A 25,801-nucleotide genomic window follows, 5' to 3' on the forward strand; every position below is an offset into this window, starting at 1 on the left:
TATGAGGTATGTTGTTTTTATATTTATATGCTCTTCTTTAAAATTGTAAAAAAAAACTTTATGAGGCTTTTTTATCTGTTCTTAATATCTGTGCCTTATACTACTCTAAGTTGTACTTCGGATTACACAAAAGATTTAGGTGATGGATATTTCTATAGGAATGAAGGAGGCAAAATAAAAGATATTCTTTGTGAAAAGAAAGAAGGCGTTGAAGTTCCTGCGGAAATATTAAGCTATAATTACAATAATGATTTAATAATTGCAAAACAAAAACCTAAATTACCTCAGGATGCCATGTATTCTAAAAATTATCTATACAACATCAATCAAACTAATACTTATTATTGGATTCTTTACAAGAAAGAAAATGTATTATTTGGTCCATTAGACAGTTTAGAATACGAAGGTTTAAGATCAAAGTTTAAAATACCTAGTAATTTTCAACTTCCTTAATATTAGATATCGCTCGCATTTACGATGTTAATCTTTTAATAGTGAATCTGTAGTACGCGATATCAGTTTAAATAATTTATTAAATTAGCAGCGCACGCGTTAAAAACGAGCGCCACGTGGTGAATTCCATAATGTTTTTGACTCAAAATGTACGCTAAGTTCTTATATAAAAAAAATGGGCAAGACTATGAAAATATTCATTTTAATTTTTTTAATAATCACCTCTTTTTCATGTTCCATTAAAAATAATAAAACAGGAGCTTCATTGGAAGATAATGTAAAAGCAAAAGTCTTAACTTTTATAAATACCCTAAAAGAATCGGATATTCCCACGTCGCGCGCGTTTGTAACGCGTTCGCTTTAATTTAGCATTTGCAATGCGATAAACATATTTTATATCTTGCATTTATGTCTGAGCGATACAAGGTAAAAGATCAAGAAGAAAATTATTTCATTACAATGACTGTTGTGGATTGGATTGATTTGTTTACAAGAGATCGATATATTCATATTCTGGAAGATTCTATAAACTATTGTGTTAAGGAAAAAGGATTAATCGTATTTGCTTATGTAATAATGCCTAGTCATGTCCATATGATAGTAGGTACTCAAAAGATTGATTTAAATGATATTATTAGAGATTTAAAGAAATTTACTTCAAAAGCTTTTATTGAAGCAATTAATGAAGTTGGAGAAAGTCGATCTGAATGGTTATTGAATAAATTTGCTTTTCATGCAAAGAAATCAAAAAGACATTCAAATTATAAAGTATGGAAGGATGGTTTTCATCCAAAGATTATGGATCGGACTAAAAAGCTAGAAGCAGCATTCAATTATATTCATTATAACCCGATAGCTGCTGGTTATGTTAAAAATGAAGAAGATTGGGTTCATAGTAGTGCAACTGCATATTTAGAAAATGGTAAATGTCCGATAGAAATTTCAAAATGGTATTAAGTGAAGTGTTTGCATTATAAATGCAATTATAGAGCATCACGCGTTATAAACGCGCGCGACATTTGTAATTACATTATCATATTTATTATATCTGGTTTGTTCTTAATTCTATATTTACAAGTGTTTGATTTTATATTGGTTAGTGTTTTTGCTATAGTGGTGTTAACTTTTTTTAAAATTCAAAAACAATAAAACAGTCAAAAGTGTTGAGATTAAGATTTGTGATTATCGTATGTTCAATTTGTTACATTTTTTTTGCTTGTAGTTCTCAAAATTTGTTCCATCATATAAACCGATTTGACGAAAAAGTTGAGATAATTACTAGGTATAATACTGATATTCTCCCGACTGAAGAAAGTGCTAAAAAAATGGCCTTATTAATTTGGGAGATTGGTTATAAATATGATTTGTCTGAATTTGAGAATTTCACAATAAAATCACTAAACGAGAATCGAGTTTGGTTAGTTCAACTTTCAACTTGTAATAAAAACGAAAAACGCGCGCGTTGTAAAACTTACAATGTAGTATTGAACAAGAATACTTCAGAAGTGTTGGAAATTTGGAGAGGAAAAATGTGATAGCACTGGTAAATTACGAACCAAGTTGCTCGCGTTGCAAACGCGCGCGACAATCAGCGACATTCAATAAGAGATTTTTTATTTATAATACTACAACTCCAACAATTCTTTAGATTTCTTCAATTCCTTTTCAAACAATTCTTTAGTAACCTCAGTCTTATAAAAAGGAATCATTTCTTGCAGTTTATTTAAGATTTCAGGATTTTCTATGAGTTCAGGAAAAGCTTTTTCAATCACGTCTAGCATAATCTTTACCGCTGTAGAAGCTCCAGGAGAAGCGCCTAGAAGGCAAGTAATGCTTCCATCTTTACTGGCAATGACTTCAGTACCAAACTGTAACTGTCCGCCTTCAAACTCATCTATTTTAATGATTTGAACGCGCTGTCCAGCAACTAGGTATTCCCAATCTTCGTTTTTGGCATTTTTATAGAACTTGCGCAAGTCATCCATGCGGTCATCAAAGGACATAGTGACTTGATTTACTAAGTATTGTGTTAATGGTAGATTATCCCAAAAGGTCTCCAGCATGGGTTTGATGTTATCGCTCTTTATGGATTTAAAAAGATCGAGGTAAGAACCTTCTTTTAAAAACTTAGGGCTAAAACCGGCAAAAGGACCAAATAGTAATTCGCGTTTCCCATTAATAAATCTCGTATCTAGATGTGGCGTGCTCATCGGTGGATCATTAGGTCCAGCTTTAGAATAAACCTTGCCGTAATGCTGGTTAATGATCTCTTGGTTTTTACAAACCAGCCATGCGCCACTTACTGGAAATCCGCCATAACCTTCTTTTTCGTCTATTTCTACCTTTTGTAATAGTAACAAACTACCGCCACCGGCACCTATAAAAACATGGTGTGCACTTAAAGTTCTAGTATCACCACTGATCTTATTTTTTGTAATGACGTCCCATTCTATATCTTTATCTGGATCTACATCTTGAACCTCTTCATTAAATGAAACGGTGACGTTATATTCTTTTTTTAGGATATGGAATAGCTGTTCTGTTAGAGACCCGAAGTTCATTTCGGCACCACGATTGATTCTAGAGCCAGCCATATGATCGCTCTCATCACGATCTTCCATGATTAACGGAAACCATTCTTTCATTTTCTCTATAGATCTTGTGAATTCTATAGAATCAAACATGAAATGTTCTTTCATAGCGTGAAAGCGTCGCTCTAGATAATCAACATTATCTGCTCCATAAACCCAGCTATTATGAGGCACTGGATTGATAAAAGAGTTAGGTTCTTTGATCAGATTTTGAGCTACCAGGTTCCTCCAGAATTGTTTAGACATTTCAAACTGTGTACAAATGTCTATTGCCTTACTAATATCAACCTGATCATTTTTTTGAGGGCAATAATTAAGTTCACACAAAGCACTATGACCAGTACCAGCATTATTCCATGCAGCACTACTTTCTTGAGCAACTTTATCTAATCGTTCTAAAATTAGAATGCGCATTTCTGGTTGAAGTATTTTAGTAATAAGGGCTAGAGTAGCGGTCATGATTCCAGCGCCAACACATATAAGGTCGTAGTCTTTATTTTCCATTCTCAATTTTAAGGATTATTAAATTAATGAGTAAGAAAAACGAGTTAAATGATATTGCATACATCATTTAATTAAACATAGGATAAAGTAATTAGTCGATAATGAGTCTGTTAAAGTGAGTATTTGTCGGTTATTGCTGCTGTTACGTCGATAAGATGTTTGTTTTTATCTTTAATATGATCATTGACTGGAAATGATAATATCTTTGTAGTCTATGAAGAATTTGTATATTTTAATTATCATACTACTATCAGCTTTAAGTGTACAGGCACAAGTTGGTATCGGAACAGACACTCCTGATCCATCAAGTATTTTAGATATTGAATCTACTGACGGTGGAATTTTAATTCCGCGTATGGAAGAATCTGACAGAACGGCAATAGCAAGTCCTGTTCAAGGCCTTTTAGTTTATCAAACAAATAATGAAGATGGCTTTTATTACTTTAATGGTACCATCTGGATTAGATTAATCTCTAGTAGTGAATTTATCAGTGAAAGCGGTGTTGTACATAATACAACTGATATTGCACGAGACGATTTTGTTTTTGGAAGCACACAATTAAATAATATGAGTGGTGCAAGTGATGATTACAGAATGTTTTTTGATAAAGGAAAAGGAGCTTTTAGAGTTGGATACAATGATAACTCAGATTGGGATAATACTAATTTGGGTTCTTTCAGTATGGCGATGGGTCGAGATAACCTAGCAACCTCTTCTTATGCTATAGCACTAGGATACGATAATCTAGTATCTGGAACTGCAGCAACGGCTTTAGGATATATTAATAATTCTACAGGAGATTATTCTGTTGCTATGGGTAGAGGAACGACTGCAAGTGGAAATCATTCCGTATCTGCTGGTATTGCATCAAAGGCAACGGGTTTAAATAGTATATCCATAGGAAATACAAGTGATGCGATTGCAGAAAATGCTATTGCATTAGGAAGATTAAATGATGCCACAGCAATTAATGCAGCTGCAATAGGTTTTTCAAATGTTGCATCTGGTGAAAATAGCTTTTCATTGGGTAATAATAATTCAAGTACAGGTTTAGGTAGTTTTACATTAGGTAATAACCTTTCTAGTCCATCGGGAAGTGAGATGGTAGTAGGGACTTATAATGAGCGATATACACCTGTTAATGCAGCTGGATTTGATGCAGCAGATAGGTTATTTAGTGTCGGTAATGGATCTAGAGTAAGTGGAACTACAACCTTTAGTAATGCCTTTACGATTCTTAAGAACTCCAATACTGGTATCAACACTTCATCACCAAAATCATCTTTAGACGTAAGGGCAGCCAATCATTTAGGAGCTGTTACAGCTACTGATGGTGTTTTAGTACCTAGAGTTATTGATTTAACGATAAACGGTTCTGAGAATGGACAGTTAGTATTCCTTAATGCTGATTGGGTTAATACATTAGGTACACCAGCTACAACAGATGACATCAGCTATAAAGAAGGTTTTCATTATTGGAATAGTACAGCTAGTGTTTGGTCACCGGTGAACACCGATGAGTCAGAGTGGACGTATGATCCTGTTAATACAAGAACCACCGCTAACAGACCTGCAGATGCTGGTAAAAATGTCGTGGTAACAGATGCTGGTGCTATTTATGCTAATACAGATCAACCGATGATAGCCAATGGTGATGTGTACACCAATGATAAGTTATTTGTAAATGGAGCTACCACTATCAATGAAGGTGCATTACGTGTGGTACGCACTAATGTAAATTCAAGTACCAACACATTTACCATGATAGACTTATCAAAACTAGCTGGTTATGGTCCTAAATTTACGTATCGTATGGCGGTAGAAAATTTTGCAGGTACACGTGAAATGGGTGCAATTGTAGCGCGATTAGTTGATAATGATGATGCGACTAGATCTTCAAAAATGGATTTTGTCACTTATAATTTAGTAGGTCCTAGAGGTGGTTTTCAATCGGGTTTAATGATTAATAACCGTGGTTACTTAGCGCTTTTCAAAGAGAATTCGCAAGACATCGATAACGATGATGCAACCAATAAAGTACACATTAAAGATGTAGATAATGATCCTCTAAGAATAGAAGGATTGCAAGCATCTACATCGAGCACAGATAGAACTTTAATGATAACGGATACTGGAATCGTTAAACTAGCAAATACAGGTGCTGATTTAAATAAAACGAGCTCATTTGAAGAAACAACTTCTGGAGCGTCTTATACTGCTACTTTAGCAGATTATACGATTAGAATAGTAAATGGTACAACTAGTGTTGATTTACCAGCACCAGCAGCAGTAAATAAAGGTAAGATTTTTATACTCATAGGTAAAAACGATATCGTAGGTTCTGTGTCAATTTTAAGTGGTGGATCAGCGCTTAATATTACAGACGACACTATATCAGGAGCTAATACTTTTAATACTCTAACGGCTTCTGATCGATATACTATACAAAGTACAGGAACAGAATATATCGTCATTTCTCACTAATCTAGTATTTATTATATAGTCCTATGAGGCTTATTGATTTACCGTGATTTATATCATAGTTTGCTCTTAATCTAACAATTACATTTGATTAGACTAAAAGCAATCGTCATGAAAAACATTCTATTACTTACCGATTTTACTGATAAATCTGAAAATGCACACGATTATGCACTTCAGCTTTTTACAGGGCAATCATGTGATTTTCATCTTTTGAGCGTGCAGAAGTTTTGGGAGTACACCATGGATGATCTGATGGTTGCAAACCCTAAAGACGACATTGCAAGTGCTTTATTAAATGATAATAAAAGTGATTTACAAAAAACGAAAGAAGCACTGATTTTAAAATCTAAGGATGAAGATTTTAATTTTCACACTATGGTAGATTATGATGTCTTTACTAGTGCTGTAAATGATGCCGTAAAGAAATATCACATAGATTTAATTATCTGTGGTACAGATGGTAAAAGTGGTATCATTGAATACATCTTTAACTCACATACCTTAAGGATTATAAGAAATACAGACTGTCCCGTTCTTGCTGTACCTACAGAATATAGCTATGAAAAGCCAACTGCTGTTCAGTTTATTTTAGATTATGATGACATATTTGACGAGTGTGGCAAAGTTGTTTTTCTTGAATTAGTTTCAAAATTTAGATCTACAATTAATGTCATGCGTTTCAGTCATGGATTTCAAATAGATCCTATAAATTATAGAGAAGAACGAGAAGCTTTTATTAAGTTTTGTTTGCCTAGTCCTGTAATTTATGAGCTTCATAAAGATCAAGAACCATTAATTATTATTAAAAAATCTCTGAGCTCTAGAAATTATCAACTACAAGCAATATCTGTAAAGTCTCAATCTTTCCTAGAGCGCATGATATCAGAATCACATCTTTCTGAGATAGTGAATGCAGCTACTTTACCGCTACTAGTATTAAGAGATTGTAATTCCTAGATGCTTAGTAGATACCTACCTGTCTTTTTAATACTAGCTTTATTAGCAGAAGTACTGGGAACTATCGGTGGTTTCGGTTCGTCTGTATTCTTTGTGCCAGTTGCAAATTTTTATTTTGACTTTCAATCTGTTTTAGGAATTACAGCATTATTCCATTTATCCAGTAATGTGACTAAAATTGCCTTCTTCAGAAAAGGTTTAGATAAAAGACTGTTATTATATCTAGGTATACCGGCTATAATATTTGTTTCTATTGGTGCTTTTTTAAGTAAATACGTTAATCCAGGTATGCTGGGTTTGATATTAGGTGTTTTTTTGATTGTTCTCAGTCTTGTTTTTTTAATTTTTAAAAAGCTAGTGGTTAAGGACAGCAATAAAAATGCTATTGCTGGTGGTGTTTTGTCTGGCCTTAGTGCTGGATTATTAGGAACTGGTGGTGCGATAAGAGGTATTACTATGGCTGCATTTAAGATGGATAAAGCAACCTTTATCGCGACATCTGCAGCTATTGATTTTGGCGTAGATGCCAGTAGAGTTGTTATTTATTACTACAATGGTTACATGCACCAGGATCATCTATATATTGCAGGATTATTGTTAATAGTTGCTATTGTAGGTACATGGATCGGTAAGCGAATACTGGCTTATTTTTCTCAAGAACAATTTAGAACTTTAGTACTCGTATTAATATTGATTATAGGTATAGCTAGTGTTTTTTCTGATTACATTAAAATGTAAATTACTATAACGTGGCTAGTGCTATCTCAATCATTTTTTGAAATGTGGTCTCTCTTTCTTCAGACGTGGTATGTTCTCCAGTAACTAGTGAATCTGATATGGTTAGTATAGAAAGTGCCTTAACATTGTGTTTTGCTGCGATAGTATATAGTCCAGCAGTTTCCATTTCTACACACAATACACCATAGTCTGCCCATTGTTTATAGTTCTCAAAATCATCTTCATAGAACTCATCTGCAGATAGAATGTTACCAGCTTTAATGTCAATGTTATTTTCTCTTGCATAAAGACACGCTTTTAAAAACAAATCAAAATTTGCAGTAGGCGAGTAGTCGGCATTCTTAAATCTTGAATTATTAATTCCAGATGTCGTACTGGCCGCCATTGCAATCACAATATCTCTTATCGCTACATCTTTTTTATAAGAACCAGCAGATCCTACACGTATCAGATTCTTTACTCCATAATCATTAATTAATTCATGACAGTAGATAAGTGCAGATGGTATTCCCATGCCAGTTCCCTGTACAGATACAGGTTTACCTTTATAGTTTCCAGTATAGCCCAGCATTCCTCGTACATCATTATAACAAATTGCGTTATCCAGAAAAGTTTCAGCTATCCATTTTGCTCGCATAGGATCTCCAGGAAGTAGAACGGTGTCTGCAATTTCTCCTTTTTTGGCTTCTATATGTGTACTCATAATATGGGTCTTATTTAATTATGCTTCTACTATTTTAATACCAGATGAAGTTCCGATTCTATAAACACCTAGCGCTATATATTTTAGAGCAGTTTCTTTATCTCTAATGCCTCCAGAAGCTTTAATTTTAATTTGATTTCCTACTGTTTCTTTCATCAATCTTACATTTTCAATGGTTGCGCCTCCAGTCCCAAAACCAGTTGATGTTTTAATAAAATCTACATTTGCCTCTAGGCATATGTCACAGGCATTTTTAATTTGGCTATCATTAAGGTAACAGTTCTCAAAGATGACTTTAAGGACTTTACCTTTTGAAGCTTCTCGCACCGCAAGAATATCTTTTTTCACTGTTTCAAGATCATTATTTATTAAGGCTCCTATTTGAAGCACCATGTCGATTTCATCAGCACCGTGCGCTATAGCTTCTTTAGTTTCAAAAACTTTAGTTTGAGTACTGACAGCGCCTAAAGGAAATCCCACAACGGTTGCTATTTTTATCGAGGTGTTTTTCAATTCCGCTTTCGCGAAAGCGGTATAACAGCCATTAACACATACGGCATAAAAATGGTGCTCCATAGCTTCTTTACATAATAGGGCTATATCGTTTAATGTAGACGTCGCTTTAAGTTGTGTATGGTCTATATAAGTGTTGATGGAAGTCATGTTGTTTAATATATTAATCTTGAGTAGGAGTTGTCACTTGAATGCTAGTGGTTGGCATTTTAATTATTTCAAAAGTAGTAGATGCTAATGAAACCAGTCCATCAGTCTCTAGTATAGCCTGTTGAATTTGCTGTTGTAACTCATGTTTTGTAATGCGTCTTTTTTTATAGTCTACAATATATCTCAAGTTAAGTTGTATCCAGTTATCAGTAAGTGTGATTGCTATAGTAGGTTCTACCATAGCATTTTCAATGTAGTATTTTGAAACTACATTTTGCCAGTGGCTTTTTGAGAGATTGACATAGTCAGATAAGACTTCTTGAGCAATGTCAATGACAATTTTTTTAGTGAGAGCCACATCTGATTTATAATGAATTGGTAAATTAAATTCATCCCAAATAAAAGGGAAATCTTGAGAAAAATTATAAATGGGTCCTTTAAAAACAAAGGCATTACTTAATTTAACAATACGACCACTATAATTATCTGTGCTTACCCATTCGCCTATTTCCATCATTGTAGTGTAGATACTGTCTATATCTATCACATCGCCTTTAATACCATTAATTTCTATACGGTCACCAGGTTTGTAGACCTTCACAAAAAATATATATAATGAACCTGCGATACTCAAAAAAAGCTCTTGAAGAGTGATGGCTACACCAGCAGATAGTAGCCCGATAGCAATTGTAAAGTCTGTTATATTACCGGTAAAGTAAGTAATGGATAAAAAGATGATAAAAATATAACCTATGATTTCAACGCCTTTTTGAGATTTATATCTAGTGACACTATCAGGTAACTTTTTCTTTAATAATTTTCTAAAAACTTGTACAGCAATTAATATAGCTATAACCCAAACTAAATATTTAAAGATACTTGCCGTGATAGGATTTTGCGAGATCCATGTTTGTAATTGATTGATTAGTTCCATCATTTAATTAAATACGGTTCCATATTTAAGTATAATACCTAACTGACCTGCATGATAAGCTGTGTGTGAGATGATACGGCCTAGAGCTTGTGCTTTAGTCTTGACACCAAATTCTTTAGTTTTTATTTCTACTTCCCAGTCGGTGGCATCTTGTTTTTGAATAATATCCATCAATACATCTCTAGAGTTATCAAGCATTAATATCAATTTTTCTAAATCAGTCCATTCACCGGTGTCGTGTTGTGCAATAATGGTTTTTGCAATTATTTTTGTGCCTTTTGCGCCAAAAACATTTTTTGCAAATAATAATTCAACATCAACAATGTGGCGCAACAAAAAACCTAAACTATTAGGTGATGGCGCTAGTTTTTTCTTGAGGTCAAAAGTGGTTATAGAACTTAATTGATTCTCTAATCTCGTGCGAGATTCTTTCCATAAAGAAGTAAGGTGTTCAGTTTGTGTAGCCATTATAAGAATCTTTGTAGTTTGTTTTCTAATTGAATAATCTGTTGTTGCATAGACTCCATACGTTCTAGTAAGTCTATAATCGTATCTACACCTTCTAGATTGATATTTAAATCTTTGTGGAAAACGATTATTTTTTCAAGTTTTTTTATTTGATGCTCGGGTATGAAATATGCTTCTTCGAGTTCTATAATTTCAATGAGACCTTCTTTACCTAATATTTGAACCATCTCTAGTTCAATGTGATGACCAATACAAAAGTCTATCGCAGGTATGAGTTCATAATCTTCCATTAGTCTTCTAATTTTAAAAGTTCTTGATATAGTTCTTTTTGTTTAGGCGACAGTTTTTCAGGTATTACAACTGAGTATGTAACATACAAATCACCATAAGATCCTTCTTTTTTATAGATTGGGAAACCTTTTCCTTTAAGCTTCACTTTAGTTCCGTTTTGAGTACCTTCTTTAATGGTTAATTTCACCTTGCCATCTAAGGTATTAATAAGTTGAGAACCTCCTAAAATTGCGGTTAGTAAAGGGATGTCTTGAGTTATAAATAAATCGCCTTTTTCTCTTTTAAATGGTGTGTCGTTAACAATTGAAAAAGTAATGATTAAATCTCCATTAGGGCCATTACTAGGGCTTATGCCACCATGATTTTTAATCTTAATACTTTGTCCATTTGTTACACCTGCAGGAATAGTGATTCTAATATTTTTACCATTAATAGTCAGCGTTCTCTTATGGGTTTTGTAAATATCCATAAGATTGAGTTGAAGCTCTGCTCTTAAGTCCTGACCTCTATAAGACTGTCGTTGTTGTCTGCCACTGCCGAACATAGATTCAAAGTAATCTGAGAAATCCTCTTGGTTGTAGCTTTGTTGTCTGTAGTATGGGGCTTGTTTATGTTTACTTTGCTGTTTTTTTGCTTGTTCATAAGCTTCTGCGTTTTCCCAGTTTTCACCATATTGATCATATTTTTTACGATTCTCAGGATTGCTTAAAACCTCATTAGCCTCATTTAATTGCTTAAATTTAGTCTCGGCTTTTTTATCATTTGGGTTAAGATCAGGATGATATTTACGAGCCATTTTACGGTATGCCTTTTTAATATCATTTTCACTAGCATTTTTTTCTACACCTAATATTTTGTAGTAATCTATAAATTTCATGTGCGGTAGTCTATAGCTGGTTTAATTCTATTTCTAATTTATGAAGTATAATGAGTTCAGATTTATTGAGTTTTGAATAAGAGTATGCAATTGCTTTTGCAGTTTCTAGAATTAAACGACTCACTTGCTCATTATACAATTGTGGCTGTTCATTTTTATAGCTGACAAAGGATTGATACATATCGTCTGCACTTTCATTAAAGAATTGAACACCTTCAAAAACAATCTCTATAAGATGTGCCGCATCACCACCCAAAATATCTGTCAATTCATCATATTGTAACCAGAATTTTTCGATATAAACTTGTAAAGTTTTAAATTCTTCTGGTGCTATTTTTTTATCACAAAATGCCACGGCATAAAATAGCTTACCTAGATTATGATAAAATGATTCTGTAGTTTTAATATTTGGTTTCATAATCAATTGTTTTCTCAAATTTAAAAGTTGTTCAGGATGATAACTATGATTTATATCATGAGAGTTGATGGATTTTTATATCGTTAATAATGATGAGTTCATTCAATTTATTAGTGCTGTAAAAGCTTTATTAATTTATTAAATAAAACATTTCTTTTAATTGTATTTTTGAGATATGAAGTTTTTTGAAGAGAGTGTAGAAGAGGCTTTTCGTATCTTATTTGAAGGTGCGTCAGAAGGTATTGTTGTAGTAAATTCAGAACAGTTTATAGTGGCAACTAATTCTTCTGCAAGAGCAATTTTTGGATATGATAAGGATGAACTAGAAGGACAGCATCTTCATAAATTAATTCCTTCTTCATACCATAAAGAACATCATTCTCACTTCAATGGTTTTATGAAACACAGTCAGAAGCGAGAAATGGGTAAAGGTCGTGTACTCTACGGTATGCGTAAAGACGGTTCTCAGTTCCCAGTAGAAGCTGGTTTAAATCCTTTTTCTTTACATGATCATCACTACGTAATGGCTTTAGTCACTGATATTACTGTACGTAAAGCTCAAGAAAAACATATTGAAGATCTTAATAACCATTTAGAAGAGAAGATAGAAGAGCGTACCGATTCTTTAAATCAAGCTGTTAAATCGTTACAAGATGAAATTGTTTTAAGAAAAGAAGCAGAGAGAAGCGCAAATGAAGCCTTACAAAAAGAAAAAGAGCTGAATGAACTGAAAACCAAATTTTTATCTCTGGTTTCTCATGAGTTTAAAACACCTATTAGTGGTATTTTAACTTCGGCAACACTTGCATCAAAATATACTAAAGAAGAACATCAAGAAAAAAGAGTTAAACACCTTAATACTATTAAGAGTAAGGTGAAATATCTTAATACAATTATAGATGACTTTTTATCTATTGAAAGATTAGATACTGGTAAGACTAATTATAAGATAACATCATTTCCTTTAAGCAAGGTGCTTAATGAGGTGATCTATGACGCAAACGTCCATTTAAAAGATGAACAAAGTATCAATTATCCCAAAAATGCAGATGCTATAACAATAGAATTTGATGAGAAAATACTAGAACTATCATTAAGTAATCTTATTCATAATGCCGTAAAGTATTCTGGTGAAGGAACTATAGTAGATATAAAAGCTGTAGAAAAAGTAAATTTTATAGAAATATTAATCATAGATCAAGGGATAGGAATACCAGAACATGAACAACGTTTTGTTTTTGATAGATATTTCAGAGCAGAAAATGTATTGCTTAATCCAGGTACCGGTATAGGTCTTAATATTGTAAAAAATCATTTGAAAAACTTAGGTGGCAACATCACTTTTCAAAGTAAAGAAAATGAAGGTTCTACCTTTGCAATAACTATTCCTACAAGTAAATAACATAATAATGAAAAAGATCTTAATTATAGAAGATGATGCCGCATTAAGGGAGAATACAGCCGAATTGCTTGAGCTGTCAGACTTTGAGGTTATTACTGCCGCAAATGGTCGTTTAGGAATAGAACAAGCTCAAAATAACAAACCCGATGTTATCGTTTGTGATATCATGATGCCAGAAGTAGATGGTTATGGTGTTTTAGAGGCTTTATCACTAGACGTGAGTACCAATCAAATCCCTTTTATATTCTTATCAGCTCGCACAGACCATAAAGAGGTACGTAAAGGAATGGATCTAGGAGCAGATGATTATCTAACAAAACCATTTGAAGAAGAAGAATTATTAAACGCTATAGAAACTCGATTAGCCAAAGCTGAAGTTTTTAAATCTTTATTAAATAATTTACCACAACCTTCAAGTGATGAAGGTCAATTGCGTAATCTAAATGAATTGAAAAATTTTTTTGATGATCATGGAGAAGAGCTTAATTTTAAAAAAGGTGATGTAATCTATCAAGAAGGTTCACGTTCATTTAGAATTTACTTGATTACAAAAGGAGTGGTTAAAACATACCAAATCGATAAAAGTGGTAAGGAGTTAATTACTTCCTTATTTAAGGAAGATGAGTTTTTAGGGTTTACCTCTATATTAGATAATGTTGCTTATGAAGAATCTGCAGAGGCTCTTGAAGACGTGACACTAGTTGGTGTCTCTAAATCTGTCCTTAAGGAAATACTAGATCACAGTAATAATTTATCAATGGAGTTGTTACAATTGTTATCTGATAATGTAGCTCATGTAAAAACACAACTTTTACAAATGGCTTATAGTTCAGTACGTAAAAAAACAGCACAGACGATACTACAATTTGCTAGTGCTTTCAATAAACAAGCTCAAGAAGATATTTGTATCACTCGTAACGATCTAGCAAGTGTTGCAGGTATAGCTACAGAAAGTTTAATACGCACTTTATCTGGATTTAAAAAAGATGGACTTATTGAAATAGAAGGACGCAGTATTAGAATTATCGATATTAATGGACTTGAAAAAGTAGAATAAATATCCGAAAACTGATTTTTATCATTATTTCATAGTTTCTAGCCCGATACATTTGTGAGCTCAAAGTAATTTGCAATGAAGCACATTCTTATACCGGTAGATAATACAGATCCATCATGGACCGCTGCACATTGCGCTATATCTATGTATCGTGATGCTGGAATTTGCTTTTATTTGTTGCCAGCTAGCTCTTTAAAGCCTATTGATGATGATGCGTCTAAAACTCTAATAGCTACCAATTATAATTTTAAAGAAAGAGTAGAGGCTTTAGAATTATTAATAGCACCACATCAAAAGATTATTGGTTTATCATTAGAAGGTAGTTTCATAACTCAAGTTAAAGAAGCTGTGCATGACAATGATATAGACCTTATAGTGTGTACAGATGTATTTCATGCAACTCACAATGGACAGATAGATGCTATTCATACTAAAGCTATTATCACACGCATAAAATGTCCTGTGTTGATTGTGCCGCATGATTTTAAATGTAAACCTCTAGAACAAGTCGTCTTACTGTCCGATTTTAATTTTACTCATCGGTCCAAGGCAACCAACACCATTACAGATTTTGTAGATCGTTCACAGACTCATCTCAATATATTACAATTACAGACCAGTAATGCTATTTTAACACAAAGTCAGGTAGAAAATAAGTCATTTCTCAAAACTGCTTTAGAGCAGTTTTCTTGTAGTTTCCATTCTGTGATAAATAAAACAATGGATGATGCATTACAACTTTTTGTAAGTATACACCAAGTGGAATTAGTTATACTATTTGCTAAAAACATCAATTTTCTTGAAAATATACTTTTCTCGTCCGAGCATTACCATGAACTCAATTATCGTAAAAAAGTTCCTTTTTTAATCATTCATGAATAACGGTTAACTGATTAATATCATAGTTTTTAAGTGTTGTAAATCATAGGTTTACGTAAATAAATACCACGATACTATGAAGGTTATAATCGTTCCTACAGATTTTTCAGAAAATGCTTTTAACGCGTTGCAGTGTGCTATACAGTATTTTGATAAGGAAGAAGCTAAGTTTGTAATTGTACATACCTATGATCTGCCTATGCAAGACGTACAGCTGGCGTGTGAAGAAAAGCTGGATCACTTATTAGAGCGAGTAGAGTATTTAACCTATAATCCGCATCACAGTTTTGAGACTCGCGCAATTGCAGGTAATTTTATGACACAACTCAATAATCTGGTAGACTTACTGAATGCAGACTTAGTTGTTATGGGAACGCAAGGGAAAACTGCAGATCGCAAAAGAAATTTCGGTAGTAATACCTTACAGATCATTAAAAATGTTAGCTGTCCTGTTCTAGCCATACCACTCGAGTTAGAGTTTAAGAGTCCAGATAGTATTCTTTTACCATCTGGACTGCAGGTACCTTTTAAAGATAGAGAACTAGACTTAATCAGCATGCTGGCACTATGTCATCGTTCTAAAGTGCATCTTTTACATATAGCACAGTTTGATCAATTATCTCAAAGGCAGATTGAAATTAAAAAAATATGGGAATCACGCTTTCGCGAAAGCGAGATAGAATATACCCGTCATGATTTAGGAGATGGAACCACAGTGATTAATAATTTTATCAGCAAACATGAGATTGATTTATTAGTACTTGTAAATTCTAAACATTCTTTCCTAGAGTCCTTTTTAAAAACACCAACTATCGATGCGTTAGGATTAAATCTTAAAATTCCTTTTTTAATTCTTCAAAATCTATCACGATAATATAATTAATTATGAAAAAGATTCTTTTACCCACAGATTTTTCCAAGGCATCCATTAACGCCATGGAGTATGCTGTGCAGTTGTTTAAAAATGAAAAGTGCACTTTTTATGTTCTTAACACTTATGAGCCGGTAGCGCTTTATACTTCTACTACTTATGGAAATGATCTTGGTTTAGATTTAGAAATAGGAGAGCTATTTAAAAAGAAGTCTAAAAAACAGGTGCAAAAGGTCATCGATGAGGTGAGTTCAAAATATGAGGATGAACATCACCACTATAAAGGGATTTCAACATTTAATATGTTGAGTATTGAAGTTAATCAACTAGTTAAAGATTATGATATCGAACTCATTATTATGGGAACAAATGGAGCTACTGGTCTTAAGGAAGTATTTATAGGCTCGCAAACCATGCATGTTATAAAAAATGCCAAAGTTCCCGTAATAGGTGTGCCGCAAGGTTACTGTTTTAAACAGCCCAAGGAGATATTGTTTACCACGGATTATCAAACAAATGAAAACCACATAGGTATGGAATTGCTTGAAGATATTTGCAATAAAAATATCTCCAGATTAATATTTTTAAATGCCTATGAAGGTAGTAGTTTGACACAGCAACAAGTTGCAAATATGGAGTCGTTAGACGTTTTTTTTAAACGTGATGCACATCTTACTCAAATAGCAAAAGGTATGGATGTATTAGAGGCTATGGAAGATTTTCAATCTAGGCATGGTATCGATCTATTAGTTCTAGTTCACAATAAACACAACTTTTTTGAGAATTTATTGTTCAAACCTGTTGTTAAAAAAGTAGTTCATCATTCAGGTGTGCCTTTCTTTATTTTACCTAACTAGAGCTGATTTTTATCATAGGTAAATATATAAGTAAGGGATAGTTTTATCCACTAAAATAAGGACCATGGCATCTATTATCGTACCGACTGACTTTTCTGAAAATGCGTATAATGCGTTATTTTATGCGACACAATTATTTCCTGATGAAAATTGTACCATATATCTAGTACATTCTTATGAGGCGACCTTAAATGATAGCATTAGTAAAATGGATCCTGTGGCAAATGAAGCAATTACTGCAAAATTAAGATCAACGGTCCAAAGTCAACTAGAGCAATTGTCTCATCGAGTTCAACTAGACTGTGCGGGATACGACTTAAAGGTTGAATTGATGTACGCTGCATTACCTCTTAATGAGATTATGAATGATTTAATTGAGAATCTAGATGTTCAATTAGTAGTTATGGGTACTAAAGGAGCATCAGGATTAAAAGAAATTTTTATAGGAAGTCAAGCGGTAGATACCATTAAGAATATCAGCCCTATTCCGCTTTTCTTAATTCCTGAAAATTCGAACTATATTCATCCTAAAAATATAGCTTATGCTACTGATTTTAAGAAGAATACTCTGCAAAATAACATTGATTTTTTAAAAAAGATAATAAAAGCAAATAACTCAAAATTACAATTAGTTCATTTTCATAATGAGTCAGATGTACAAAGAGAAGTTGAGCCACAATTCAATATTTTAAAAGAGCAATTAAATGATGTTGAGTTTACAACACACTGGGTCTCTAGTAAACAATCTGTTGAGAGTGATCTTAATCAGTTTTGTAAAACACAAAATATTAATTTATTGACATTACTATTTCATAAGTATAGTTTTTTAAAGAGTGTTTTAAAAACCTCAACGGTAGAAAAAATAAGTTTCCATACTGATCTTCCATTACTTATTCTGCCGGAAGAGGTCTGATAATAATCATAGTTATTCTTCTCTCAAATATCTAGATTTATGAAGTAATATAAAGTAATAAGCTATGAAAAAGAAAATCTTAATACCTACCGATTTTTCAAAGAACGCATGGAATGCCATAACCTATGCTTCAGACCTGTTTAAAAATAAAGAGTGCAGTTTTTTCTTGCTCAATGCCTACAATGCTACAATGCATAGTAGAGGACATTTAATGAAGGATAAAGCAGAAATGCTTTCTTTTGAGACAGAAAAAAATAAGTCAGCTAGTGGTCTAGCAAATATATTAGAGATGTTAGATTTTAGAGGTCTTAATGAAAAGCATGAATATCATATAGTATCTGTAAAAGATGATCCATTAAGTGCTATTCAATCAACCATTGAAAAGAAAGATATTGAGTTAGTTGTTATGGGGACAAAAGGTGCTAGTAATTATGAGAATAAACTCTTTGGTAGTAATACTATAAATGTGATGGAAAATTTGCGTAGTTCACCTATTCTTGGAATTCCATTAGACGCCAGATTAGTACATATTAAAGAAATTGTGTTTCCGACTAGTTTTAAAACGCATTACAAAAGAAGAGAACTAGTTCATCTTGTCGAGATAGCGCAGTTGCAAGATGCAAATATTTGCGTTTTACACGTTAATGATCATCCAGAACTAACCGTTGAACAACAAGAGAATAAACAATTGCTAGAAGATTGTTTTGAGGATGCTTCTTTTAGTCTACATCACATCGGCGGTTCAGATGTTAATAGTAGTGTTAAACGATTTGTAGAAAGTCGTGGAAGTGATATGGTGTCTTTTATCAATAGAAAACATTCATTTTTAGATTCTATATTTTCTACACCAATGGTAGAAGAATTAGGGATGTTTAGTAAAGTGCCTTTATTGGTAATGCATGATTCAAAGTACTAAATCGTGGAATAAAATGTATTTGCGAGAGCATTTTTGTATCTATTTAAAAACTAATCATGAGAAATTCAATATATGCTATAGCGATTTTAGTCTTTGGACTTGTGAGTTGTTCTGACTCTGAATTAGTAGAAAACTGGAAAAATCCTGAAGTTGAAACTTTTCAAGCGCAAAAAGTACTTGTACTTGCCATATCCAATGATGTTGAAAACAGACAGTATTTTGAAAACCGTGTGGTTCAACAGCTCATAAATAAAGGAGTAAACGCTATAAATAGCGATAATTTTTTTGACAATAATTTTACCCAAAGACCTCAAACGGAGAATGAAGTAAAGGCTCTGGAAGATTTATTGTTACATGATGGTTATGATGCAATATTAGTTTCTAAAGTTATAGGAGCAGAGGATAAGGTCACGTTGATTAAATCTTATCAGAATTTTAATAAAACGTTTGAGACTTTTAATGAAGATTATTATTCAAACCAAGGCTTATTTGATCAAAACGAGCAATTAGAAAGTTATGTAGTTTATCATGCTGAAAGTGTACTATATTGTATCTGTCCAGAAAAAGAGCGACAAGTGATATGGCGAGCATCTATTGACGTTACAAAACTTGATTCCAAAAAGAAAGCCATTAAAGATTATTGTAAAATGTTGATGTGGTCTCTTGAAGATCAAGAATTGTTAATCACTAATTCAAAATCTTAATCGAGAACTCAATTGTTTTTTTGTTGAACACAATAAGAACTTTGATTAAAAAATAAAACCCCAATAATCAAAGATTATTGGGGTTTTTGCGGAGAAGAAGGGATTCGAACCCCTGGAGGTGTGACCCTCGCTGGTTTTCAAGACCAGTGCATTCGACCACTCTGCCACTTCTCCAGTCGATAAACAAAAATGTTTTTGCTTAAGCGGTTGCAAATATATAATTATTCTTTGTTTAATTATAATTTGGAGTAAAAAAAATCTACTTTTTTTGTAGATTTTTTATGTATTAAGAAGGTGTTTTAATTTCATCTCTAGGTTGATGATGTTCTTTTTTATCTTTTACCTGATGATTAATTTTTTTGCCATGGGTTTGTTCTAGGTTAATGGCTTGTTCTCTTTTGCTTGTTTTTGCTGTCTTCGATGTTTTCATTTTTTATTTTTTATTTTAAGATAAAAAATATTCTAATCGTTGACAAATAACTTAACAAGCTTTAACTGAATCATTTTCCTTTTATTTAATTTTTAAGAAAAATGGTCCGTTAGTTTAATTGTTTGTCATGACTAGGGCTGCTACTTCCTGTTATAGGAATAGATTTCCCACTATAAGTAGGGCTTTTCTCAATGTTTAATTCAATCCAAGCTTTAATATTTGCTAGCCATTCTCTACGGGTGAAATGCGCGTTTCCTGGATACTCTCTATTGTCGGCAATATATCCTTGTAGTTCTAATCCCATTTTTTTACCTACATATATGGCGCGTGGTAAATGAAATTTTTGAGTTATCACAATTGCTTTTTCTACTTGAAATACCTCTCGTGCTCTAAACATGCTGTCGTAAGTGTCAAAACCGGCATGATCCAAAAATATATCCTCATTAGGTACACCTTTATCGTTTAAATAACGTCTCATAGCATTCACCTCATCGTACTCTTTTTGCCCATGATCACCGCTTAATAAAAACTTTTTGATTATACCATTGTGATATAATTCAAATGCTTTGTCAACGCGGTCTTGTAGAATAGGAGAGAGACTTTTATCAGGTCGTACACTAGCGCCTAGTACTAAGCCTACATAAGTAGGCTCTAAATCATTTGCGTTTTCAAAAATCAAATCACGACTAGATCTGTTTACATGAAACTGTAAGATAATTACAAGTAGGACTATCCCTAAAATTGTAAAAACGGTAAGATTTAGAAATTTACGCATTTAGCAAATAGGAGTTGGATTCTTATCATCATCTATGGCGACAAAGGTAAAGTTTCCTGTAACCACTTTTTCACGTTTATAACTATACATATCCTCCATAAACATGCTTACCTCAACAGTACAACTAGTATTACCCACGCGGCTTATACGCGCTACAAGTTCAACAATGGAGCCTTGAGGAATAGGTTTTTTAAAGTCAATTTGATCGGTACTTATGGTAACAACTTTCTTTCTAGAAAAACGAGTAGCACATATAAATGATGCTTCATCCATCATGTGTAAAGCAGTTCCACCAAAAAGAGTGTCGTAGTGATTTGTAGTATTTGGAAAAACGGCTTTGAAAATTCTCGTTTCAGAGTCATTAATACGTTTTTCTGTGTCGGTCATAAATTTCCTTTATTGAATAATTAACGAGCTAAGAGATTGAAGGTCTTACCTTTGTTTATAGTTATTTTGAACTTTGATTTTTCGCTTTCGCGAAAGCGAATATATAATAACTCGACTACCTTACAAAGATAACGTTTCCAACCTATGAAAAGTATAGATAATTTACAATGGCGCTATGCCACAAAGAAGTTTGATTGTCAAAAGACATTAACTACGGATCAGATAGATACATTAGTTCAAGCATTTAACTTAACTGCAACTTCTTATGGTTTACAGCCTTGTAGAATGATTGTAGTACAGAATCAAGAAATAAAAAACGCGATGGTTGAAAAAGCTTTTGGTCAGAAACAAGTTGCTGATTGTAGTGCTGTGTTAGTTTTATGTACTAAACATGTTGATGTTGAATATGTAAATGAATATTTTGAACTTGTAAAAAAGATACGCAGTACACCAGATGAAGTTTTAAAACCGTTTAAGAATCAACTCACCCAATCTTTTTCAGAAAAACAAAAGGTTGAAGTAGAACAGTGGTCTAAAAACCAAGCTTATATAGCATTAGGCAATTTAATGACTGTTTGTGCGCAAGAACGTATAGACTCATGTCCTATGGAAGGTTTTTTACCAGAGCAAATCGATGAATTACTAGATCTTCAAAAACAAGGTCTTAAATCTGTATTACTGCTGCCAGTAGGACACCGTGCAAAGGATGACGTGTTTTCTAAAATGGAAAAAGTAAGACGCCCACAACAAGAAATGGTACAATACGTTTAGATTATGGCAAGATTGTTGACCTAGTGTAAATAATCTTATTATTTTTGATACTATAAACCTAGTTACTATGAAAATGTATTCCTTTTTATTGATTCTTCTTTTTACTGGATTAGTGAATGCTCAAGAGTCTTTTGAAGAAAATGTTCAAGATGTAGAATCTATTGAAGAAGTAGAAATTAACTGGTTTACAGATTTTAAAACAGCTAAAGCTGCTGCAAAAAAGCAAAAAAAGCCTATGCTCGTTTATTTTACTGGTAGCGACTGGTGCAAACCTTGTGTAAAGCTTAAAAAGGATTTTTTTAATACACCCCAATTTGCTGAAGCTTCAGAGGATTATATAGTTGTAATGCTTGATATTCCTTATCGTGATGATATAATCTCGTTAGAGCAAAAGAAAATAAATAAGGAAATGCAAAAAAAGTTGAGAGTTAGTAAATTCCCAACCTTACTTGCTTTAGATCATAATGGACGTGAACGCAATAGAATGGAACGTTATAGCTTCCCAGATCCACAATATTATTGGGAATTTATGGATAATAATGAGAGGCTTTTCGGCCTTTAAGAGATGCCTATTTAAGGATTCTCAACAACAGTATATTCTATTTCAAATTTTTCTGAAACCCTGAAATATCCGTAAGGAAAATTTTCAGGGTTTACTGTATTAATAATATTTCCTCTTACGGTTGCTGGTTGTGTATCAAATGGACCACCGCCACCATCTGCAGTTTGTTGAATAAGCGTGTCGTAAAATGTAAAACCTCTGCGGTCAATACCTTTTATGGTTAAGGTAATTATAGTGCCGGTTGGTAAATCTTCCATGAAAAACGCTGTCAGAGCTTCATTTCCGTCAGAGAATTCATCATCTGATATGTCAACTTCAGTATTATACGCATCGATATATTCAAATAAATAATAGTTTTCTTCACCTGGTGGATCGTTAAAAAAGCCTGTTATCTCAGTAAAATCACCAAAACCTGTAATTTCTGACTGCTCTACTCTAGAATATGGAACGGTGCTAATAAACTCTTGTGTTGCCGTGTAGATGTCATCTCCATCAATAACGGTTAAAACGTAAGATTCACCATCTTGTATATTTAAAGTTACATTTTTATATAATCCTGGATTAGTCAATATGAAAGTATGATCAGTTCCAGAAGGATCAGTAACAATCACACTAGCATCGTCTACAAAAAGAATTTCTTCTTGATAAAATGCGCTACTACGAGTTAGTAGAACAGTAGCTTCAGTAAATCCATCTTCTTGCAATTCAAGAGCTGCATCTATCACTAATCTAGGCGCTGCATTATTGAGATCTAGTTCAATAACATCTTCACAAGAAATTATGCAGATGGAAACTACTAATAAGGTAAATATCTTTTTCATCATCTTAAAATTTGAAATTGTAAGTAATAGCAGGTACTAATCCAAAAATTGATAGTCTCGTTGCTTCATTGCGATTAGTATCTTCATTTTGTGCAAAGCTTATGCTGGCTGCATTTCTTCTATTATAAGCATTATAAATACTGAAAACCCAGCTGCCTTGCCATCCTTTTGTTTTGTCTGGTTTAGGAATGTATGTAGCACTTAAATCTAGTCGATGCACGATAGGCAGTCGACTGCTGTTACGTGCCTCATAGGTAGGTATAAATAATCCATCGAATTCATATTGCCCATTAGGATAAGTGATAGGTTGTCCTGTTTGTAGAGTAAAATTAGCGCCAAAGCTCCACTTGTTATTTAATTCATAGTTACCCGTTATGGTTAAATCATGTGTTTTATCCCAGGCAGCGTTGTACCATTCACCATTATTAATTCCAGTTTCTTCAGGTGTGCGGCCTGGTGTGCGTTGTTCACTACGTGATAAAGTATAAGCAATCCAACCTTGTAATTTACCTTTGTTTTTTCTAAAGAGAAGCTCTAGACCGTAAGCTCTAGCCTCACCTTTTAATAATATTTGTTCTACGGCATCATTAGCTATAAGATCTGCACCATCTATATAATCCAGTCGATTATCAACTGTTTTATAAAAAACTTCTGTCTCTAAAGAATAGTTACCTATGTTCTTAAAAAATCCAGCAGCAATTTGATCTCCTTTTTGCGGTTCAATAAAAGTGCCGCTAGGAGCATAGAGATCAAATGGAGTAGGAGCATTAGTATTAGAAATAAGATGTATATATTGATTAATGCGCTGGTAGCTCGCTTTAAAGCTAGTATTGTTATCTAAAGAGTAGGCAATAGAGAATCGAGGTTCAAGATTTGCAAATGTTTTTAAAGTCGTGCCTCTACTAGCATTTGTAGTTTCTATAGGGTCTACAGATTCATAGATTTGTAATTCTTCATTAAAGACTATAGGTTGATTGTTTTCATATATATTAATATTGTTCTGACCTAGACGATTAAAGGTGCTTAATCTTAAACCAGCATTAATATTGATATTGTCTGTTATTTCAAACTCTCCATCAACATAAACTCCATTTTCCCAAGCATACTTTTTTGTAAGTTGTCTCTCATTTATAGGGCTTGTGGCTGTTGTAGGTGTGATAAGTCCTGGATCAAATTCATAATAGATAGAATTAATCCCATACCTCATTTTAGTTTTATCATTGACATAATGTGTCAAATCATATTTTGCATTAAGATTGGTAATTCCACTACTGAATTCAAATTCTACAAAATCTAATTCAAGGCCATAATTATAATCTGAATAAATCAAAGACGTATTTGCAAACCATTTATTATTAAAGGTATGATTCCATCTCGCGTTAACAAAAGAGTTTCCAAAGGTGTTACCGAACAGATTGTTCACCTTAAATACATCTCTACCAAAGTAAGAGGACACATAAAGTCTATTATTGTCGTTTAATGTGAAGCTTAATTTTGCATTTAAATCATAAAAGTAAGCCACGTTATCTATATCAAATAAAGGTAAGAATAGATGGGCATAACTACTGCGACCACCGATAAGAAACGATGATTTGCCTTTCTCAATAGGACCTTCAAGCAATAATCTACTAGCCACTAGACCTACACCACCAGTGGCACTCAGTTTATTCTTATTACCATCACGTTGATAGATGTCTAGTACACTAGATACACGTCCACCATAGCGTGCAGGTATTCCTCCTTTATATAATTTTAAGTCTTTTATAGCATCTGGATTGAAAACAGAAAAGAAGCCAAACAAGTGATCACTACCATATAATGTTGCCTCATCTAGTAAAACTAAATTTTGATCTGCGGCACCACCACGTACATTAAATCCAGAGGCACCTTCGCCAGCATTAGTCACTCCAGGTAAAAGAACTAATGACTTTACAATATCTGTCTCGCCCAGTACAACAGGTATTTTTTTAATAGTTTCTATAGAAAGTGCATTCGTACTCATTTGTGGCGATTTAGTACTCAATCTTTCTACATCAGCCTTAATAACTATAGCGTCTAGCTGCTCGTCAGAGTCTGCCATCTCAATATTGATTTGTGTATCACTATTTAAAACGACTTCCTTTAAAATATTTTTATAACCTATAAAACTGTAAACTACTTGATAAGTTCCTGCCGGTAGCGTGATAGAATAAAACCCATATTCATTACTCGAGGTTCCTGCGCTCAATTCTGGGATTAATATATTGACACCTATCATGGTCTCGCCGTTGCTTACCTCACTGATGGTACCTGATAGGGTGAATTTTTCTGATTGCGCTTTCGCGAAAGCGAAATTCAATAAAATTATTGCAATTAATAATCGTTTAATCATAAG

At 33.2% G+C, this 25,801-nt stretch carries 28 protein-coding genes and 1 tRNA gene; 15 read left to right on the forward strand and 14 right to left on the reverse strand.

All coding sequences use genetic code 11. The features are described from left to right. Positions 1-60: 60 nt before the first annotated feature. Together IL45_RS01985 and IL45_RS01990 are read left to right on the forward strand one after the other, a co-directional pair. Entirely contained in the window at positions 61-453 is a 393-nt protein-coding gene (locus IL45_RS01985) for a DUF3997 domain-containing protein (RefSeq protein WP_160165380.1), read from the forward strand. Between the two features lie 408 nt (positions 454-861). Next, the gene (locus tag IL45_RS01990) at positions 862-1,410 is read left to right on the forward strand and encodes an REP-associated tyrosine transposase (RefSeq protein ID WP_051788613.1); all 549 of its coding nucleotides are present in this window, start codon (positions 862-864) and stop codon (positions 1,408-1,410) included. Between the two features lie 668 nt (positions 1,411-2,078). Here IL45_RS01990 and mqo read toward each other — a convergent pair. Further along, the gene (mqo, locus tag IL45_RS02000; RefSeq protein ID WP_036579626.1) at positions 2,079-3,548 is read right to left on the reverse strand and encodes a malate dehydrogenase (quinone); all 1,470 of its coding nucleotides are present in this window, start codon (positions 3,546-3,548) and stop codon (positions 2,079-2,081) included. A gap of 214 nt (positions 3,549-3,762) precedes the next feature. Here mqo and IL45_RS02005 point away from each other — a divergent pair, with 214 nt between their 5' ends. The 3 genes from IL45_RS02005 to IL45_RS02015 all read left to right on the forward strand — a co-directional run bounded on the left by IL45_RS02005 (position 3,763) and on the right by IL45_RS02015 (position 7,728). After that, positions 3,763-6,033 carry a hypothetical protein gene (locus IL45_RS02005; protein ID WP_036579628.1) on the forward strand — a complete coding sequence of 757 codons (2,271 nt, stop codon included), beginning with the start codon at positions 3,763-3,765 and terminating at the stop codon, positions 6,031-6,033. A gap of 108 nt (positions 6,034-6,141) precedes the next feature. Beyond that, positions 6,142-6,990 carry a universal stress protein gene (locus IL45_RS02010; RefSeq protein WP_036579631.1) on the forward strand — a complete coding sequence of 283 codons (849 nt, stop codon included), beginning with the start codon at positions 6,142-6,144 and terminating at the stop codon, positions 6,988-6,990. Next, positions 6,991-7,728 carry a sulfite exporter TauE/SafE family protein gene (locus IL45_RS02015; RefSeq protein ID WP_036579634.1) on the forward strand — a complete coding sequence of 246 codons (738 nt, stop codon included), beginning with the start codon at positions 6,991-6,993 and terminating at the stop codon, positions 7,726-7,728. It abuts the gene before it with no gap. Positions 7,729-7,732: 4 nt separating this feature from the next. On the opposite strand, the gene deoD is transcribed toward IL45_RS02015, so the two are convergent. The 7 genes from deoD to IL45_RS02050 are packed head-to-tail and all read right to left on the reverse strand — an operon-like array spanning position 7,733 to position 12,082. Next, positions 7,733-8,431, reverse strand: coding sequence for a purine-nucleoside phosphorylase (deoD, locus tag IL45_RS02020; protein WP_036579637.1), 699 nt, complete (start codon positions 8,429-8,431; stop codon positions 7,733-7,735). An 18-nt stretch (positions 8,432-8,449) separates the two neighbouring features. After that, the gene (gene deoC, locus IL45_RS02025; RefSeq protein WP_036579640.1) at positions 8,450-9,094 is read right to left on the reverse strand and encodes a deoxyribose-phosphate aldolase; all 645 of its coding nucleotides are present in this window, start codon (positions 9,092-9,094) and stop codon (positions 8,450-8,452) included. 13 nt (positions 9,095-9,107) lie between these two features. Further along, positions 9,108-10,028 carry a mechanosensitive ion channel family protein gene (locus IL45_RS02030; protein ID WP_036579761.1) on the reverse strand — a complete coding sequence of 307 codons (921 nt, stop codon included), beginning with the start codon at positions 10,026-10,028 and terminating at the stop codon, positions 9,108-9,110. Positions 10,029-10,031: 3 nt separating this feature from the next. Further along, complete coding sequence (locus IL45_RS02035; protein ID WP_036579643.1) at positions 10,032-10,496, reverse strand: DinB family protein; 465 nt, start codon at positions 10,494-10,496, stop codon at positions 10,032-10,034. Beyond that, positions 10,496-10,786: a chaperone modulator CbpM gene (locus IL45_RS02040; RefSeq protein WP_036579645.1), complete on the reverse strand. Its 291-nt coding sequence runs from the start codon at positions 10,784-10,786 to the stop codon at positions 10,496-10,498. Before IL45_RS02040 ends, IL45_RS02035 begins: the two co-directional genes overlap by 1 nt. Next, on the reverse strand, positions 10,786-11,664 hold the full coding sequence (locus IL45_RS02045) for a DnaJ C-terminal domain-containing protein (RefSeq protein ID WP_036579647.1): 879 nt from the start codon (positions 11,662-11,664) through the stop codon (positions 10,786-10,788). The genes IL45_RS02040 and IL45_RS02045 overlap by 1 nt, the downstream gene beginning before the upstream one ends. A gap of 10 nt (positions 11,665-11,674) precedes the next feature. Then, positions 11,675-12,082 (reverse strand): hypothetical protein, encoded by a 408-nt coding sequence (locus IL45_RS02050; RefSeq protein ID WP_036579649.1) that lies wholly within the window; start codon positions 12,080-12,082, stop codon positions 11,675-11,677. Between the two features lie 175 nt (positions 12,083-12,257). Here IL45_RS02050 and IL45_RS02055 point away from each other — a divergent pair, with 175 nt between their 5' ends. The 8 genes from IL45_RS02055 (at position 12,258) to IL45_RS02090 (ending at position 19,681) form a co-directional block, all read left to right on the forward strand. Then, a complete protein-coding gene (locus IL45_RS02055; protein WP_036579651.1) occupies positions 12,258-13,484 on the forward strand; it encodes a PAS domain-containing sensor histidine kinase in 1,227 nt (408 codons plus the stop codon). Between the two features lie 7 nt (positions 13,485-13,491). Beyond that, entirely contained in the window at positions 13,492-14,541 is a 1,050-nt protein-coding gene (locus IL45_RS02060; RefSeq protein WP_036579653.1) for a response regulator, read from the forward strand. A 75-nt stretch (positions 14,542-14,616) separates the two neighbouring features. Beyond that, on the forward strand, positions 14,617-15,423 hold the full coding sequence (locus tag IL45_RS02065; RefSeq protein WP_036579656.1) for a universal stress protein: 807 nt from the start codon (positions 14,617-14,619) through the stop codon (positions 15,421-15,423). A gap of 73 nt (positions 15,424-15,496) precedes the next feature. Next, positions 15,497-16,294, forward strand: a complete 798-nt coding sequence (locus IL45_RS02070) for a universal stress protein (RefSeq protein ID WP_036579658.1) — start codon at positions 15,497-15,499, stop codon at positions 16,292-16,294. Between the two features lie 11 nt (positions 16,295-16,305). Next, the gene (locus IL45_RS02075; RefSeq protein ID WP_036579659.1) at positions 16,306-17,148 is read left to right on the forward strand and encodes a universal stress protein; all 843 of its coding nucleotides are present in this window, start codon (positions 16,306-16,308) and stop codon (positions 17,146-17,148) included. 64 nt (positions 17,149-17,212) lie between these two features. After that, on the forward strand, positions 17,213-18,061 hold the full coding sequence (locus IL45_RS02080; RefSeq protein ID WP_036579662.1) for a universal stress protein: 849 nt from the start codon (positions 17,213-17,215) through the stop codon (positions 18,059-18,061). A 64-nt stretch (positions 18,062-18,125) separates the two neighbouring features. Next, positions 18,126-18,977 carry a universal stress protein gene (locus IL45_RS02085; RefSeq protein ID WP_036579665.1) on the forward strand — a complete coding sequence of 284 codons (852 nt, stop codon included), beginning with the start codon at positions 18,126-18,128 and terminating at the stop codon, positions 18,975-18,977. Positions 18,978-19,033: 56 nt separating this feature from the next. Then, a complete protein-coding gene (locus tag IL45_RS02090) occupies positions 19,034-19,681 on the forward strand; it encodes a hypothetical protein (RefSeq protein WP_036579666.1) in 648 nt (215 codons plus the stop codon). A gap of 89 nt (positions 19,682-19,770) precedes the next feature. Here the strand turns inward: IL45_RS02090 and IL45_RS02095 are convergent. The 4 genes from IL45_RS02095 to IL45_RS02105 all read right to left on the reverse strand — a co-directional run bounded on the left by IL45_RS02095 (position 19,771) and on the right by IL45_RS02105 (position 21,273). Continuing rightward, positions 19,771-19,855: transfer RNA gene (locus IL45_RS02095), tRNA-Ser, on the reverse strand. A 112-nt stretch (positions 19,856-19,967) separates the two neighbouring features. Next, positions 19,968-20,111, reverse strand: coding sequence for a hypothetical protein (locus tag IL45_RS15225; protein ID WP_170062964.1), 144 nt, complete (start codon positions 20,109-20,111; stop codon positions 19,968-19,970). 109 nt (positions 20,112-20,220) lie between these two features. After that, positions 20,221-20,886 (reverse strand): SanA/YdcF family protein, encoded by a 666-nt coding sequence (locus tag IL45_RS02100; protein ID WP_036579669.1) that lies wholly within the window; start codon positions 20,884-20,886, stop codon positions 20,221-20,223. Then, on the reverse strand, positions 20,887-21,273 hold the full coding sequence (locus IL45_RS02105; RefSeq protein WP_036579670.1) for an acyl-CoA thioesterase: 387 nt from the start codon (positions 21,271-21,273) through the stop codon (positions 20,887-20,889). 144 nt (positions 21,274-21,417) lie between these two features. Here IL45_RS02105 and IL45_RS02110 point away from each other — a divergent pair, with 144 nt between their 5' ends. Together IL45_RS02110 and IL45_RS02115 are read left to right on the forward strand one after the other, a co-directional pair. Then, positions 21,418-22,044, forward strand: coding sequence for an NAD(P)H-dependent oxidoreductase (locus IL45_RS02110; protein WP_036579672.1), 627 nt, complete (start codon positions 21,418-21,420; stop codon positions 22,042-22,044). A gap of 67 nt (positions 22,045-22,111) precedes the next feature. Next, entirely contained in the window at positions 22,112-22,606 is a 495-nt protein-coding gene (locus tag IL45_RS02115) for a thioredoxin family protein (protein WP_036579674.1), read from the forward strand. 11 nt (positions 22,607-22,617) lie between these two features. On the opposite strand, the gene IL45_RS02120 is transcribed toward IL45_RS02115, so the two are convergent. Further along, positions 22,618-23,427, reverse strand: coding sequence for a DUF4249 domain-containing protein (locus IL45_RS02120; protein WP_036579762.1), 810 nt, complete (start codon positions 23,425-23,427; stop codon positions 22,618-22,620). A gap of 4 nt (positions 23,428-23,431) precedes the next feature. Then, positions 23,432-25,798 carry a TonB-dependent receptor gene (locus IL45_RS02125; protein WP_036579676.1) on the reverse strand — a complete coding sequence of 789 codons (2,367 nt, stop codon included), beginning with the start codon at positions 25,796-25,798 and terminating at the stop codon, positions 23,432-23,434. Positions 25,799-25,801 lie beyond the last annotated feature (3 nt).

Origin of the sequence: Nonlabens ulvanivorans, from assembly GCF_000732625.1 — a bacterium.
Classification (GTDB): Bacteria; Bacteroidota; Bacteroidia; order Flavobacteriales; family Flavobacteriaceae; genus Nonlabens; species Nonlabens ulvanivorans.